Origin of the sequence: Parvibaculum lavamentivorans DS-1 (genome assembly GCF_000017565.1) — a bacterium.
GTDB lineage: Bacteria > Pseudomonadota > Alphaproteobacteria > Parvibaculales > Parvibaculaceae > Parvibaculum > Parvibaculum lavamentivorans.
The window spans coordinates 2304696-2320120 of the sequence record NC_009719.1 but is presented as its reverse complement, the minus strand read 5'-3'; the positions used below and the strand labels follow the sequence as shown (position 1 = coordinate 2320120).

At 62.3% G+C, this 15425-nt stretch carries 14 protein-coding genes; 4 read left to right on the top strand and 10 right to left on the bottom strand.

Annotated elements, in window-relative coordinates:
* Positions 1–18: 18 nt before the first annotated feature.
* Positions 19–1191: a phosphoserine transaminase gene (locus PLAV_RS10815; RefSeq protein ID WP_012111056.1), complete on the bottom strand. Its 1173-nt coding sequence runs from the start codon at positions 1189–1191 to the stop codon at positions 19–21.
* 204 nt (positions 1192–1395) lie between these two features.
* Here PLAV_RS10815 and PLAV_RS10810 point away from each other — a divergent pair, with 204 nt between their 5' ends.
* Positions 1396–2289, top strand: a complete 894-nt coding sequence (locus tag PLAV_RS10810; protein ID WP_012111055.1) for a DMT family transporter — start codon at positions 1396–1398, stop codon at positions 2287–2289.
* On the opposite strand, the gene PLAV_RS10805 is transcribed toward PLAV_RS10810, so the two are convergent.
* Both PLAV_RS10805 and PLAV_RS10800 read right to left on the bottom strand, forming a co-directional pair.
* Positions 2286–2879, bottom strand: a complete 594-nt coding sequence (locus PLAV_RS10805) for a LysE family translocator (protein WP_012111053.1) — start codon at positions 2877–2879, stop codon at positions 2286–2288. The genes PLAV_RS10810 and PLAV_RS10805 overlap by 4 nt on opposite strands.
* A gap of 27 nt (positions 2880–2906) precedes the next feature.
* Positions 2907–3698 (bottom strand): PhzF family phenazine biosynthesis protein, encoded by a 792-nt coding sequence (locus tag PLAV_RS10800; protein ID WP_012111052.1) that lies wholly within the window; start codon positions 3696–3698, stop codon positions 2907–2909.
* Positions 3699–3826: 128 nt separating this feature from the next.
* Here PLAV_RS10800 and PLAV_RS10795 point away from each other — a divergent pair, with 128 nt between their 5' ends.
* Positions 3827–5257 (top strand): aminotransferase-like domain-containing protein, encoded by a 1431-nt coding sequence (locus tag PLAV_RS10795; protein ID WP_012111051.1) that lies wholly within the window; start codon positions 3827–3829, stop codon positions 5255–5257.
* Here the strand turns inward: PLAV_RS10795 and thiD are convergent.
* The 4 genes from thiD to PLAV_RS18975 all read right to left on the bottom strand — a co-directional run bounded on the left by thiD (position 5246) and on the right by PLAV_RS18975 (position 9117).
* Entirely contained in the window at positions 5246–6094 is an 849-nt protein-coding gene (gene thiD / locus PLAV_RS10790; protein WP_012111050.1) for a bifunctional hydroxymethylpyrimidine kinase/phosphomethylpyrimidine kinase, read from the bottom strand. The two genes, PLAV_RS10795 and thiD, sit on opposite strands and share 12 nt — an antisense overlap.
* Before the next feature lie 30 nt (positions 6095–6124).
* The gene (gene glmM, locus PLAV_RS10785; protein WP_012111049.1) at positions 6125–7471 is read right to left on the bottom strand and encodes a phosphoglucosamine mutase; all 1347 of its coding nucleotides are present in this window, start codon (positions 7469–7471) and stop codon (positions 6125–6127) included.
* A 165-nt stretch (positions 7472–7636) separates the two neighbouring features.
* On the bottom strand, positions 7637–8458 hold the full coding sequence (folP, locus tag PLAV_RS10780; RefSeq protein ID WP_012111048.1) for a dihydropteroate synthase: 822 nt from the start codon (positions 8456–8458) through the stop codon (positions 7637–7639).
* 44 nt (positions 8459–8502) lie between these two features.
* On the bottom strand, positions 8503–9117 hold the full coding sequence (locus PLAV_RS18975) for a TetR/AcrR family transcriptional regulator (protein ID WP_049767766.1): 615 nt from the start codon (positions 9115–9117) through the stop codon (positions 8503–8505).
* 197 nt (positions 9118–9314) lie between these two features.
* Between PLAV_RS18975 and PLAV_RS10770 the strand changes: the two genes are divergently transcribed.
* Together PLAV_RS10770 and PLAV_RS10765 are read left to right on the top strand one after the other, a co-directional pair.
* Positions 9315–10586 carry a cytochrome P450 gene (locus tag PLAV_RS10770; protein WP_012111046.1) on the top strand — a complete coding sequence of 424 codons (1272 nt, stop codon included), beginning with the start codon at positions 9315–9317 and terminating at the stop codon, positions 10584–10586.
* An 11-nt stretch (positions 10587–10597) separates the two neighbouring features.
* Positions 10598–10921 carry a 2Fe-2S iron-sulfur cluster-binding protein gene (locus tag PLAV_RS10765; RefSeq protein ID WP_012111045.1) on the top strand — a complete coding sequence of 108 codons (324 nt, stop codon included), beginning with the start codon at positions 10598–10600 and terminating at the stop codon, positions 10919–10921.
* A gap of 84 nt (positions 10922–11005) precedes the next feature.
* Here the strand turns inward: PLAV_RS10765 and ftsH are convergent, their stop codons facing one another.
* The 3 genes from ftsH to ybgF all read right to left on the bottom strand — a co-directional run bounded on the left by ftsH (position 11006) and on the right by ybgF (position 15380).
* Positions 11006–12931 (bottom strand): ATP-dependent zinc metalloprotease FtsH, encoded by a 1926-nt coding sequence (ftsH, locus tag PLAV_RS10760; protein WP_012111044.1) that lies wholly within the window; start codon positions 12929–12931, stop codon positions 11006–11008.
* Positions 12932–13108: 177 nt separating this feature from the next.
* Positions 13109–14440 (bottom strand): tRNA lysidine(34) synthetase TilS, encoded by a 1332-nt coding sequence (tilS, locus tag PLAV_RS10755; RefSeq protein ID WP_012111043.1) that lies wholly within the window; start codon positions 14438–14440, stop codon positions 13109–13111.
* A 34-nt stretch (positions 14441–14474) separates the two neighbouring features.
* Positions 14475–15380 (bottom strand): tol-pal system protein YbgF, encoded by a 906-nt coding sequence (ybgF, locus tag PLAV_RS18970; RefSeq protein WP_012111042.1) that lies wholly within the window; start codon positions 15378–15380, stop codon positions 14475–14477.
* Positions 15381–15425: the final 45 nt, after the last annotated feature.

The following is a 15425-nucleotide window of genomic DNA, read 5'->3' as shown; positions in this document are numbered from 1 at the left end:
GACCGAAAGGAAATGGAATTAAGCCGCTGTCTGGAGCGAGGAGAGCGCTTCCGCGAACGCCCAATCGAGCCAGGGCATCAGGGCGCGCATATCGGTCGCCTCGATCGTCGCGCCTGCCCAGATGCGCAGGCCCGCCGGTGCATCCCGGTAGCCCGCGATGTCATTGGCGACGCCTTCCTTGTCGAGAAGATCGGCGATCTTCTTGGCGAAGGCGATCTGCTCGTCGTCGCTGAGCGCGGTGATGCGCTTGTCCACGATCTTGAGGCAGACGGAAGTGTTGGAGCGCGTCTCGATGTTCTCGGCGAGGAATTCCACCCAGGGCGTGCGGCCAACCCATTCGGCGATGACGGCGGCATTTGCATCCGCCCGGCCGATGAGAGACTTGAGCCCGCCGATCGATTCCGACCAGCCCAGCGCATCGAGATAATCCTCGACACAGATCATGGAAGGCGTGTTGATCGTCTCGCCCTTGAAGATGCCGTCGATGAGCTTGCCGCCCTTCGTCATGCGGAAGATTTTCGGCATCGGCCAGGCCGGCGTATAGCTTTCGAGGCGTTCGACGGCGCGCGGGCTGAGGATCAGCATGCCATGCGCGGCCTCACCGCCCAAAACCTTCTGCCAGGAATAGGTGACGACATCGAGCTTCGACCAGGGCAGGTCCTGCGCGAAGGCGGCGGAAGTCGCGTCGCAGATTGTGAGGCCCTTGCGGTCGGCCGGTATCCAGTCGCCGTTCGGAACGCGGACGCCGGACGTCGTGCCGTTCCATGTGAAGACGATGTCATTGTCGAAATTGACTTCCGTAAGATCGGGCAGCTGGCCGTAATCGGCTTTCAGCGTCCGCGCATCTTTCAGCTTGAGCTGCTTGACGACGTCGGAGACCCAGCCCGCGCCGAAACTTTCCCAGGCAAGGAGGTCGACGCCGCGCGCGCCGAGAAGCGACCAGAGCGCCATTTCGACGGCGCCGGTATCGGAAGCGGGAACGATGCCGATCTTGTAATCCGCCGGCACGCCGAGAATGGCACGCGTCTTCTCGATGGCGTCGACGAGGCGCGCCTTGCCCGGCTTGGACCGGTGGCTGCGCCCGACAAGGGCATGTTCAAGTTTTTCGATGGACCAGCCGGGGCGCTTGGCGCAGGGGCCGGAAGAGAAGTGCGGATTGGCCGGACGCACAGCCGGACGTTCGATAGTCATTTGCAACCTATCCTCTCAGATAGCTGCCCCTCGGTGGGGAGGGGTGTCCCGCCGACGCGTATATGCCCAGCCGTTCTCCAAGTCAAATGACGTGCCCAGGGCGGATCGCCGCGAAGGATGGAACCCGCAGAGTTCTGCGGCATTAACAAGGGCAAGAGCCGGTTCCGCCGGACGCTCCGCCCGCGCGCAACCGGGGAATCGCCCTTGCACTCTCGAAAAACCACAAACTGGCTGATGCTGGCCGCCCTCGTCGTCCTGTGGGGCTCGGCCTTCGCCTTCGCCAAGATCGCGGTCGAAACCATCGCACCCGAATGGACCATGGCCGGACGGCTTGCGGCGGCGGCCTTGCTTCTGCTGCCGGTGGCCGCCCTGGCGCGGGAGCACTTTCCGAGAAACCCGCGAAACTGGGGCTGGCTCGCCGCGCTGGCGCTGGTCGGCAACATCGCGCCCTTCTTCGCGATAAGCTGGGGCCAACAGCATATCTCCTCGGCGCTCGCTGGAATCCTTATCGGCTTCACGCCGCTCGCGACACTTCTGATCGCCAGGTTTTTTCTCCCCGACGAGCGCATCACGCCACTACGGCTCATCGGCTTCGTCACCGGCTTTGCCGGGCTCGTCATCGTGATCGGCCCCGGCGCCTTGATGGATTTCAACCTAGGCGAAACGCTTCTGGCGCAACTGGCGGTCCTGACGGGGGCGGTCTTCTTCGCCTGCAACAACGTACTCGCGCGGCTCGCGCCCGACATGCCGCTGCTCGCGAAATCGTCGGGCGTGATGCTGGCAGGCGCCGTCATGGGCAGTGCCGTTTCGGCCGTGATGACGCCACCTGCCGAATTGCTGGAGGCGAGCACAGCATCGCTGCTCGGACTGGCCGGCCTTGGCGTCTTCGCGACCGGCATGGCGGCTGTCGTCTTTTTCAAGCTGATCGACCGGACCGGCCCCACTTTTGTTTCGCTCACGAATTATCTGGTGCCGGTATTCGCGGCGGTGGCCGGTTATGCTCTTTTCAGCGAGGAGTTGAGGTTCACCGTCATCATCGGCCTCGCTCTGATTCTTGCGGGCATTGCGCTCAGCGAATGGAAACGCGATGCAGACTAGACGGCGAGCGCAGCAGCGACGCTGACCACCATGAAAGCCGATGCCGCAATGGCGATGCCGCGCATGACCCGCTGGTCGCGCACGAAAAGCCGGATCGCATTGCCGCCCATGCCCCAAAGCGATGTCGCCATCATCATCAAGACCATGCTGACCGCCACAAGTGCCAATGCCTGCGGCGCATATGAAATGTCCGGCACGATGAAAGCGGTGAAGACCATGACCGTCTGCACATAAGCCTTGGGATTGACCGGATGAAGAGCGACGCCCGCCCAGAAGGACGGCGCAACCTCATGCGAAGGCCCCCCGAAACCCGCGCGCGCAAGGCGCCATGCAAGCCAGCAGATATAGGCAAAGCCCATGAGCTTCAGCGCGAAAAACACCTCCGGCAGCGTCATAAGCAGCGCGCCGAGACCAAGCGCCCCTGCCGTGATGACGAAAAGACCGCCGAGCCAAACGCCGAAAAGATAAGGCAGCGCGCGCGACAGGCCGAGCGATGCGCCAACTGAAAGCAGACTCAAATTGGCGGGACCGGGCGTGAAACTCATTGTGGCGACGAAGACGGCACCGAGCAGCAGCGTTTCGATTGGCATGATTGCAACCCGAAAGGGAAGAAGAGATCAGATGGAAATTTCTGCCTTCATATAGTCGGCACAGCGTCCGCGAATGACGACGCGCTCACCCGCATCGCTGCACCAAAGCGTGCCGCCGCGTTTCGATACCTGCCGCGCAACGAGGTCCTTCTTGCCGAGCTTCCTTGCCCAATAGGGAACGCTGGTGCAATGCGCCGAACCCGTGACCGGGTCCTCGTCGATCCCGTGCGACGGGGCGAAGAAGCGCGAGACGAAATCGACGCCGTCGCTTCCCGGCGCCGTCGCGATGAGCCCGGCATTGAGCGGCGTGAGCAGGCGGCCGAGCGCGGGAAAGTCAGGCTTCAGTGCGGCGACGTCGTCAGCACTGTCGAAGACGGCCATGAGGTTCGACGTCTTCAGCCACAGAAGCGGCTTTGCACCGAGCACCTCGGCAATGCCGTTCGGCGCGGGCAAGGGCTTCGGCTTCGCAGCGGGGAAATCCATCGCAAGCCTGTCGCCCTCACGCTTCACGACGAGCGTGCCGCTCCGCGTCTCGAAGCGGATCTCGGGTTTCGCATAGCCGAGATGCGTGAAAAGGACATGGGCGGAGGCGAGCGTCGCATGGCCGCAAAGATCGACTTCGACAGTGGGCGTGAACCAGCGCAGGCGATAGCCCTCCCCTTCGGACGCGAAGAAGGCCGTCTCAGCGAGATTGTTCTCGGCAGCGATCGCCTGCATCACATCATCCGCAGGCCAGGTATCGAGCGGCACGACCGCCGCAGGATTGCCCTCGAAAACGCGATCCGCGAATGCATCGACCTGATATAGAACCGCCTTCATTTCCCGCTCCAGAATTGTATCGATACAATAAGCATGTTCCGGTCGAGAAATGGCCGAAATATGGATATTGTCACCATCAAAGGAAGATGATTGAATGCACGTACAGGTTCAATGAGTTTATTGTTACCATGACAATTTCCCCATTTCATGCCGCCGGCATAGAAGCCCGCCCCGGTCCCCGCTACCGCGCCATCGCGGATGCGCTTCGCGATGCGATCAAGATGGGGACGCTGCTTCCCGGCACCAAGCTGCCGCCGCTACGCGACCTCGCCTATGAACTCGGCGTGACGGTCGGCACGGTCTCGCGCGCCTATGCACTGGCGGCAAGCCGAGGCGAAGTATCCGGCGAGGTCGGACGCGGCACCTTTGTGCTGGGAGCACCGACCGGGAAGGCCGCGTCATCAGGCGTCGGCTCGGCGGCGTTTCTGACGATCCCGGATACGACCCAGGCCGCGATGAAAGCAGCCTACGCCCCGCCCGCCGGCCAGACGGAAGTCATCCGCGCGGTCATGACAGAGCTGTTGGCCGAACCGCAGCCTCAGGATGCGCCCTCCCTTTTCAACAGCTACCTGACACCCGGCGGCGATGCACGGCAGAGAGAGGCAGCGGCGGCATGGCTTGCGCATGGAGATTACAAACCGCAGGCGGACGAACTGATTATCTGCTCGGGTGCGCAACAGGGCATTCTCGCCGCGATACTTTCGGCAACCGAACCCGGCGACACCATTCTGACGGAAGCACTCACCTATCAAGCCATGGTGGTCCAGGCGACGCTGCTGGGGCGGCGCGTATCGCCCGTGGATATTGACGGCGAAGGAATTGAACCCGGCGCGCTCTCCCGCGCGGCAAGCGAAACGAGACCGGCGGCGCTCTTCATCGTTCCTACGTTGCAGAACCCTACCAGCGCGATCATGAGCGAAGAAAGACGGCGCGAGATCGCGGAAATCGCACGGCGCCATGAATTCGCGATTATCGAGGACGATGTTTACGGCGCCCTGGCGCCGGAACGTCCCGTTCCCATCGCGCATATCCTGCCGGAGCAGACCTATTACGTGACGAGCCTCGCGAAGTCGGTCGGCTGCGGGCTGCGTGTCGGTTTTCTGAAGCCGCCCGCCGCCATGCTCGAGCGCACGCGAGCGATCAACCATGCATTCGGCCAGACAGTGCCGCCGCTGATGGCGCGGCTTGCCACACGCCTGATGGAAAATGGCGACGGGACAATGCTGACCGGAAAACTGCGGGAGGAAATGTGCGCGCGGCACGAAATCGCCGCCGCTGCACTGAAGGGACGGAAACTCGCCGCGCATCCAGCTTCACTTTACGTTTGGATGGCCCTGCCGGATACATGGCACGCACATGTCTTCGTGGAAGCGGCGCGGGCGCGCGGCGTCGCCATCGCCGCCGGAGAGGATTTCATGGTGGGCCGCACCGACCGCGCCTCGCGTCATGTACGGCTCGCCATTGGCCAGCCGCAATCGAGAGAGGAACTGGCGGCCGGGCTTGGCATCGTGAGTGAACTGCTTGACGCGGGGCCGATTTCTTCGTCGCTAGTGGCGTGAGACCGGCTCATCGTCTTCGTCAATCGCGACGGCGTCATCCATAGCCGCGAGAAAATTCAACGGGCCGTGCCCTTTGCCGAAGCCCGGTGCGGTGCGGATGGCTTCGTGAATGTAGTCGCGCGCAGCCTCGACCGCCGCCGTCAGCTCCACGCCCTGGGCCAGAAGCGCAGCGATCGCCGAAGCAAGAGCGCAGCCCGTGCCATGCGTGTGCCGCGTGTCTATGCGGGGCGAGGAGAAGGTGTGGACCGTTTCCTGCGTCGCCAGTACGTCGAACAATGTGTCGCCGGAAAGATGCCCGCCTTTGAGCAGCACGGCATCGCAGCCGAGACCGAGAAGCGCATCCGCCGCCGCCTTCTGGCTTGCAAGATCGGTGATGCTGCGACCGGTGAGAACTTCGGCTTCCGGCACATTGGGCGTTATGAGCGTGGCGAGCGGGATCAGCACTTCCTTGAGCGCCGCAACAGCCGACCCTTCAAGAAGCGCGGCGCCGCCTTTCGCGATCATGACGGGATCGACGACGAGAAAGCCCGGCGCGTTTTCCTCGGAGAGCTGTGCGGCAACGGCTTCGACGATTTCCGCGCTGTGCAACATACCGGTCTTCACGGCGTCGGCGCCGATATCCTCCATCACCGCTTTCATCTGCGCTACGACAACATCCACCGGCACTTCATGAATGCCGTGAACGCCGAGTGTATTCTGAACCGTGATCGCAGTGACGGCGGTCATGGCAAAGCCGCCCATGGCGGAGACGCTTTTGATGTCGGCCTGGATGCCTGCGCCGCCGCCTGAATCGGAACCCGCCACGATCAATACGCGGCCCTGAGGAAGAGAAATCATGCAATGAACCCGAGCTGGTGCGGCCGAAAATCAGGCCGCATTATGCTCGATCACGGCGGCGATGTCGTTGACGACGGAGGTGACGAGTTTTTCGTCGTCCCCCTCGCCCATCACGCGGATCAGAGGCTCCGTGCCGGATTTGCGGATGACGAGGCGCCCCGTCTTGCCGAGCCGGGATTCGCCCTCGCGGATTGCCTCTTGCACGTCCTTGTCCTTCAGCGGCTCACCGCGCTTGAAGCGGATATTCTTGAGAAGCTGGGGCAAGGGGTCGAAAAGGTGGCAGATCTCGCTGACCGGCTTGTCTCCGGCCTTCAATACCGCCAGCACCTGCAGCGCGGCGATAAGACCATCGCCCGTGGTGGAAAAATCCTTCAGCACAATATGGCCGGACTGTTCGCCGCCGACATTATAGCCATGCTCTCGCATATGCTCGACGACGTAGCGGTCGCCGACTTGCGTGCGCACGAGATCGAGGCCGAGCGACCCGAGATAGCGCTCAAGACCCAGATTGGACATGACGGTGGCGACGATACCGGGCGCGGAGAGCGTGCCCATCTCTTTCCAGTGGCGGGCGACGAGGCCCATGATCTGGTCGCCGTCGATAACCTTGCCGCGCTCATCGGCGATGATGACGCGATCGGCGTCGCCATCAAGCGCAATGCCGATATCGGCGCGACGCTCCAGCACAGCCGCGCACATGCGTTCCGGCGCGGTGGAGCCGCAATCTTCATTGATGTTAAACCCGTTGGGCTCGGTGCCGACGGTGACGACCTCTGCGCCCAGCTCCCAGAGCACTTCAGGCGCGACCTTGTATGCGGCGCCATTGGCGCAATCAATGACGATGCGCAAACCTTCGAGCGTCTGCTGTTTCGGAAAGGTGTGCTTCACATGTTCGATGTAGCGCGCCTGCGCATCCTCGATACGCTTCGCACGGCCGAGACCGCGCGAGCCGGCGAGATTGTCCGCAAGGCCGTTGTCCATGTGATGTTCGATGGCAAGCTCGACTTCATCGGAAAGCTTGAAGCCGTCCGGGCCGAAAAGCTTGATGCCGTTATCCTCGAACGAATTATGCGAGGCTGAAATCATGACGCCGAGATCGGCGCGAAGCGAACGCGTCAGCATGGCGACGGCGGGCGTCGGCAACGGGCCGAACAGGAAAACATCCATTCCCATTGAGGTGAAGCCGGCGGTAAGCGCGGGCTCGAGCATATAGCCCGACAGGCGCGTGTCCTTGCCGATCACCACGCGGTGACGATGCTCGCCGCGGCGGAATACGCGACCGGCGGCCATGCCGACACGCAGCGCGGTTTCCGCGGTCATGTGTCCGGTATTGGCAGTGCCCCGGATGCCATCGGTGCCGAAATATTTACGCGGCATGAAGTGAACGGTCCTCGCGCCCTGTCTTGGTCTGTGTCTCACGCTGACCTGCCAACTGCCCCCACGGCCCCGGCACGCCCCCTAACGACACTCTTATCCAAACGATATGTGGCGAATATAGGATTCTATGCGCCTGTTGCAGTTAAAGTTTTCTTGCCAAATCTTTCATTGGCCCTGGGAGCGTCCCGCCTCGACACAGGCGGCGACCGAAAACGCGTCCAGAAGCGGTGCGGGCTCGTGGGTCCGGATGAAATCGGCGCCGTTCAGGGCGGCCATGAGCTCGGCCGCCAGCGTGGCGGCACCGGCCTCGCCCGGCGCACGGCCGGTAACGGCGCGAAGGAAGGATTTGCGCGATACGGATATGAAGACCGGCAGGCCGAACCGTTCCTTCAGCTCACCTAGCCGGGCCAGAATCGAAAAAGACGTCTCGGGCCGCGGCCCGACAAAAAAACCCATGCCTGGATCGAGAATGACGCGCGCCCGGGCGATGCCGGCCTGCTCCAGCGCCGCCAGCCGGGCTTCGAAGAAACGTCCGATATGGTCTAGAATATCGCCTTCAGGCGCGGAACGCCGATCGGCATTGCCGCGCCCCTGGATCGAATGCATGAGAACGAGACGGGCGTCGGTGGCCGCGAGCGCCGGATAGTCGGCGGGCTCTGCGAAGCCCTGAATATCGTTGAGATAGGCTGCACCATGCGCGAGGGCGAAGGCCTGTGTTTCGACATGGAAGCTGTCGACCGAGAGGGGAATACCGTCCCCGGCAAGTGCCTCGATCACAGGGCCGAGGCGGCGGATTTCTTCCGCCGGGGGCACGGGAACCGCATCCGGATTGGACGAAGCGGGGCCAAGATCGATGACATCGGCACCGTTCGAGGCCAGGTTTCGTGCATGCTCAATGGCCGCATCGGCAGCGAAATACTTCCCGCCATCCGAAAAGGAATCCGGTGTGATGTTGACGATGCCGAAGATGCGCGGGCGTTGGAACATGCGTGGTTTCTAGCACAGGCTCCGCAACGCGGCGAGGCGGAGACCTAGAAATCCGAGGGGAGGACGACATCCGGACCCACGCCCATGACGCCTCGCACAAGCTGTTCGATCAGGGCATCGAGTTCGCGCCGGCTTGCGCCCGCGAACTGCATCAGCGCCACGGTATGGCCGCCGCCGAGATAAATGCGGGCAGCCGCGCGCGCATTGAGCGTCTCCGGGAGAAGGCCCTCTCGCTTACCGCGGGCAAAGACCTTCTGCGCAATGCCGTGCAGGTTTTCAAGCACCTCCATGTAGCGCGGCCAGACATCCTCCCGGACGCCCGTGCTCCAGTCGAGCCAAACCTTGAGCATATCCGGCTTCTCGCGCGCATCGTCGGCAAAGCGAACGGGAAGCATTACCAGCGCGTCGTGAACGGTTTTCGGGCCGCCGAGCGAGGTGGAGACGATATCGACGAGATAAGCCTCGACCTCGTCGAGGACCGCGGAAACGAGATCTTCGCGCGTACGGAAATAGGAATGAACGGCGGAAACGGAGACCCCCGCCCGTTCCGCCACATGGGAATGGGTTGCCCGCGCGACGCCATGCTCTGCCAGCGCCCCGAGAGCGCACTGCAGGAGCTGGGCCCGGCGGGCTTCCGGCTGAAGCCTTGTCCGGGGCATTGCGGCGGCTCTTGTCACATATCTCTCCATTCAGGAATCGGCGGATTTCCGCGCCGCATTATAGACAGAGAGGGCGGTCCAAGGGAGCCGAAGATGGGTTTTTTCTACCCATATTGACTCTTCACTTAATAGCTATTGATAATATACTCAATAGTGAGGACGGAGAGACATCGAATTCACTGCCGGGAGGAACCGCCATGACCGCTACTGCTTCCGCCGCTGCGCCGGCCGGGATCGACGATCCCTATGCGCTATCCCTCGACCAGATCGACGTGAGCAAACCGGAGCTTTTTGAACGCAACGCAGAAGGCGCCTATTTCGCGCGGTTGAGGCGGGAAGACCCGGTGCACTTTTGCGCCGACAGCGCCTATGGCCCCTATTGGTCCATCACCAAATACAAGGACATCATGGCGGTCGACACGAACCACCAGGTGTTTTCGTCCGAAGCCGGACTTGGCGGCATCATCATTGAGGACGGCATCCAGAAAAGCAGCGGCGAAGGGTCGATTGACCTGCCGAACTTCATCGCCATGGACCCGCCGAAGCATGACGGGCAGCGGAAAGCCGTGAGCCCCATCGTCGCGCCGGCAAACCTTGCAAACCTGGAAGGGACGATCCGCGAACGCGTTGGCCGGGTACTTGATGGCTTGCCTGTCGGCGAGGAATTCGACTGGGTGCCGGCCGTTTCCATCGAACTGACGACGCAAATGCTCGCAACCTTGTTCGATTTTCCTTTCGAGGAACGCTCAAAACTCACCCGCTGGTCGGATGTCGCGACCGCCGAACCCGGCAGCGGCATCGTCGACAGCTGGGAGCAGCGCACGAGCGAGATCATGGAATGCGCCGAATGCTTCCAGGGACTCTGGAACGAGCGCATGGAGAAGCCGGGCATGGACCTGGTTTCCATGATGGCCCATTCCCCCGCCACTCACGACATGACCCCGCAGAATTACCTGGGCAATGTGCTGCTGCTCATCGTCGGCGGCAACGACACGACGCGCAATTCCATGACGGGCGGCGTCCTCGCACTGCACCAGAACCCGGCGGAATTCGCAAAGCTGAAAGCCAACCACGGTCTTATCGACAGCATGGTGTCGGAGACCATTCGCTGGCAGACGCCGCTCGCGCATATGCGCCGCACCGCCCTTGCCGACGCCGAAGTCGGCGGCAAGACCATTCGCAAGGGCGACAAGGTGGTGATGTGGTACGTCTCCGGTAACCGCGATAAGGATGTAATTATCCAGCCCGACGATTTCATTATCGACCGCGAACGTCCGCGCCAGCATCTCTCCTTCGGCTTCGGCGTCCACCGCTGCGTCGGCAATCGCCTTGCTGAAATGCAGCTGAAGATTCTCTGGGAGGAAATCCTGAAGCGCTTCAGCCGCATCGAAGTCACGAGCGAGCCCGTGCGCACCCGCTCCAACTTTGTTCGCGGCTACGCGAGCATGCCCGTGCGGCTGCATGCCTGAGGAAACGACATATGCCTCGCGTTAAATATGTAGAAGCGAACGGCAGGGAATATCTGGTGGAGGCCGATACCGGCATCTCGGCGATGGAAGCCGCGGTGAAGAACGGCGTGCCCGGCATCGACGGTGACTGCGGCGGGGCAGCCGCCTGCGCTACCTGCCATGTCTATGTCGACCCGGATTGGATAGGGAAGACGGGACCGGCGGCAGAAGGCCTGGAAAAGAGCATGCTGGAATTCGCCGAGGACGTGAATGAGAACAGCCGCCTCGCCTGCCAGATCACGCTAAGCGACACGCTCGACGGACTTGTTCTGAAGCTGCCGGAGAAGCAGCACTGACGGCATCGGGAGACGCCGGACAAAGGAAAAGGGAGGCTGCGAAGCCTCCCTTTTATCTTTGAACCGGTTCTGCCGTGCAGAGTGTTATGTCCCCTGAGGAGCAGGCGGCGCACCCAGCGGGCCATCGCTCGGCTTGTTGCCCGTGACCGGCACTGCCGAAATCGGCCCTTCGACCGGCTTCGTCGGCTCGCCGCGATCGCGCACCGGCGGCTCGCCCTTGAGCAGGTTGATGATCTCGTCGCCCGAAAGCGTCTCATATTCGAGGAGACCCTTCGCGATCGTATGAAGCTCATCGATGTGATCCGTCAGGACCTGCTTGGCGGTGTTGTAGCCGCCTTCGACGATCACCCGGACTTCGGAGTCGATCAGGCGCTGCGTTTCTTCCGACATGTTCTGCTGGCGGGCCACGGAATGGCCGAGGAATACTTCTTCCTCATTCTCGCCATAGGCAAGCGGCCCGAGCTTGTCGCTCATGCCCCAGCGCGTAACCATCGCCTTCGCCATCTTCGTCGCCATCGCAATGTCGGAAGAGGCACCGGACGTCACCTTGCCGTGACCGAAGATCAGCTCTTCGGCGATACGCCCGCCCATCGCGACCGCGAGGTCGGCCTGGAGCTTTTCGCGCGTGACCGAAATCTGGTCCCGCTCCGGCAGGCGCATGACCATACCAAGCGCACGGCCGCGCGGAATGATGGTTGCCTTGTGGATCGGATCGGAAGCCGGCATGTGAAGCGCAACGAGCGCGTGGCCGCCTTCGTGATAGGCGGTCAGCTTCTTCTCTTCTTCCGTCATGACCATGGAGCGGCGTTCCGCGCCCATCATGACCTTGTCTTTTGCGTCCTCGAACTCCGCCATGGTGACGAGGCGCTTGCCGCGGCGCGCAGCCATAAGCGCAGCCTCGTTGACGAGGTTTGCGAGATCGGCACCCGAGAAGCCCGGCGTCCCGCGCGCAATCGTACGCGGCTCGACATCCGGCGCCAGCGGCACCTTTTTCATGTGAACCTTCAGGATCTTTTCGCGACCGACGACATCCGGGTTCGGCACGACGACCTGACGGTCGAAGCGGCCCGGCCGCAGCAGCGCGGGATCGAGCACGTCCGGCCGGTTGGTCGCGGCGATGAGGATGATGCCCTCATTCGGCTCGAAACCATCCATCTCGACCAGCAACTGGTTCAGCGTCTGCTCGCGCTCGTCATTGCCGCCACCGAGACCGGCACCGCGATGACGGCCGACGGCGTCGATTTCGTCGATGAAGATGATGCAGGGCGCATTCTTCTTCGCCTGCTCGAACATGTCGCGTACACGAGATGCACCGACGCCCACGAACATCTCGACGAAGTCGGAGCCGGAAATCGTGAAGAAGGGTACGTTCGCCTCGCCCGCGATGGCGCGCGCAAGAAGCGTCTTACCCGTGCCGGGAGGACCGACGAGCAGCACGCCCTTCGGGATACGTCCGCCGAGGCGCTGGAACTTGGCCGGATCGCGCAGGAAGTCGACGATCTCGGTGAGATCGTCCTTCGCTTCGTCGATACCCGCGACATCGTCGAACATCACGCGGCCATGACGCTCGGTGAGGAGCTTCGCCTTGGACTTGCCGAAGCCCATGGCCTTGCCGCCGCCACCCTGCATCTGGCGCATGAAGAAAATCCACACTGCGATGAGCAGCAGCATCGGAAACCACGAGACGAGGACGCCCAGCAACGAGGGCACGTTCTCGTCGGAAGGTTTCGCTGTGATCGCGACACCCTTGTTGTAGAGGCGATCGACCAGCGAGGGATCCGAAGGCGCATAGGTGGAGAACTTGCGTCCATCCGAATAGGTACCGGTGATCTTCTCGCCCTGGATCGTCACATCGCTGACGCTACCGGCGTCGACGTCGGACAAGAGACGCGAGAAGGTAATCTCCGTGCCAGCGCCATCCTGCGGCGCGGGGCTCTGGAAAAGATTGAAGAGGGCGATCAGCAACAGCGCCCCCAGCACCCAGACTGCGAAATTCTTGAAATTGGACAAGGTCTCTACCTTTTCTCACCTGATGACAGGCAATCGCTCTGCAGGGGATATGCCATCCAGTCCCGCTTCTCGACCGTTTCTAATCTAGAAGAACATAGTGACCATAGAAAGGTTTACCAAGTGCCCAAGAAGAAGCAGACAGAGGCATTCTTGCCCAGCTTTCCTTGGCTTTGAGGTTTATCCCCGTCCGGCGAAGCCACCTTGATGGAAATTGGCTTCCGCTTGAACCGCAGGGTCGAGTGTCCCTAAATGGGGCGCGATGGCTAAACGCCCCTCCCGCCACAGCCCCGGCAGGGGCAAAAGTATGGATCTCTGCCCCTTTGGAAGCGGAATGCCGGCCGCTTTCAAGGCGGCGAGCCCGTTGGACCCAAGCGCCCGAACCTCATAAACCGCCCCACGTGGTGCCTTCTTCAAGCGAATGTCGAAACGGCGGTCCCAAAGCCCTTCCTCTCCCGCTTTCAGAATGATCGCTGGCGACTTCTTTGCCGCCTCCAATTCCCGTGTGGCGACGAGAGAGCCGCGAGAGGCCGCAAGCTTCACCCCATGAAGGGTCCGGCCCTTTCCAAGAGTTCCTGTTCCCGCAGCCTGATAGACCTCTTCCAGCCCCTCCATACGCGGCCCGTATCCGCCACCGCCGACAATGCGGCAGAGAGCGCCGAGAACGCGCAGGCCGATCTCCGCAGGAGCGGCAAGGAAGGCAGCCATGTTGATCTCCACATGACCGAAAGACGAAAGAACGGCGTGAGTGCGCAACAGCGCCGCCGTCTCATCCTCCAGCGCCAGACGCGCGCGCGCCATATGCTCCGCCGTGCGGGCAAGACGGGCAGCATCGAGACCCAGCGGAGCGAGAAGGGCGAGCGCCTTGCGCGCCTTTACACGATCGAATCGCTCATTTTCGTTGCTGGGATCGTGGATCGCGGTGAGCCCCGCCCGCGCCACGGTCGCAAGGAGCCGCGACCGGGGCAGGTCGATAAGTGGCCGGAGGAGCCGCACTGCCGGCTCTTCGTCGGAAAGCGGTCTTGCCCGGGGCATGGCGGCGAGCCCGTCGACGCCGCTGCCGCGCGCCAGGCGCAGCAGGAAGGTCTCTGCCTGATCTTCAAGATGATGCGCGACCAGAAGATCACCCGCTCCGAAGGAACGGCAGGCGGCAAGCAACAAGGCATACCGCGCATCGCGGGCCGCTGCCTGAATACCCTTGGCGGGCTTTACGCCACGCCACTTTAGAGTGCGATGGGGAACGCCCAGCTCGTCCGAAAGACGGGCCGCGGCCTTTGCTTCGGCAGCCGACGCGGCGCGAAGGCCGTGATCGACGGTAAACGCGACAAGGGAAATCCCGCGGCGTTTCTTCGCCCACTCCGCAGCGAGAATGAGCAACGCCAACGAATCCGGACCGCCTGAAAAGGCGATGGCGATTTTCTTCGAGGGCTTGAGAACGGAAAGACGGGTGGAAAATTCAGCCGGCGAAACGGGAGATGACATTGTCCGCGCGGTTTTATCCTGCGCGCTCATGTCCCTGCCCTCCGATTAGATTGGCGGCTGCGGCTCAGCAGCCCGCCTTTTGACGCTCGAGCTTGGCACGCGCCACGATGGACGGCGAAGCCTGGGGAAAGCGCGAGCCGAGCTCGCCCCATACCGTACAGGCCGCGTCGGTGTTGCCAAGAGCCGAGAGGCTCATGCCGAGCTTTAGAAGACTGTCCGGTGCCTTGCTGCTCGACGCATAGGTTGTATAGCCGTTGAGAAAAGCATCGCCTGCCTGCTTGTAGTTGTTCTCGGCATAATAGGTTTCGCCAAGCCAGTATTGCGCGTTCCCCGCCAACTCGTGCTTGGGGTGAAGCTGGAGGAACTCCAGAAAGGCAGTGCGTGCTTGCGGGTACTGGCCCCGCTTCATCAAGTCTATGGCAAAGTCGTATTGAGTCTGCGGCGTACCGCTCGGCAACACGGACTGAGCGGACGCCGCTTCCCCGGCGCCGCTTGCCTGACCGCTCGGCTGGGCGCCAAGCGTGCTTTCGGACGCTGGCGTGGTTTTATCCTCACCGCCTGACGTCGCGGCGCCGACAGACGCTGCGCCACCGTCCTGCAGATCCTGGAAGCGAAGCTCCACGTCAGCCTTGAAGGTCTGAAGCTCTTTCGTCGCCTGCTCCGCACGGTGGCTGGCTTCTTCCAGACGTCCCGTCAGCATGCGTACCTGATCTTCGAGCTGGGTAAGGCGCGTTTCCAGGTCGGCTGCATTTGCGCCGCTGCCGATCGGCGTAGGCGCGCCCGTTCCGCCGCCGCCATAAGACTGGCGCTGAATGTCGGAAATCTCGCGTTCGATGCGGTCCAGCCTGTTACCGATGGAACGCAGATCGGTATCGCTCGACTGCGCGATGGCGGAGCCGGCAATAAGAATAGGCAAGCCCAGCGCGGCGACGGCAAAAAAGAACTTTGATGAGTGACGATCAGGCCGCAATCGAACCTCCCGTTCGAATTTCAAATCGAGACGCTATCTTAAGTC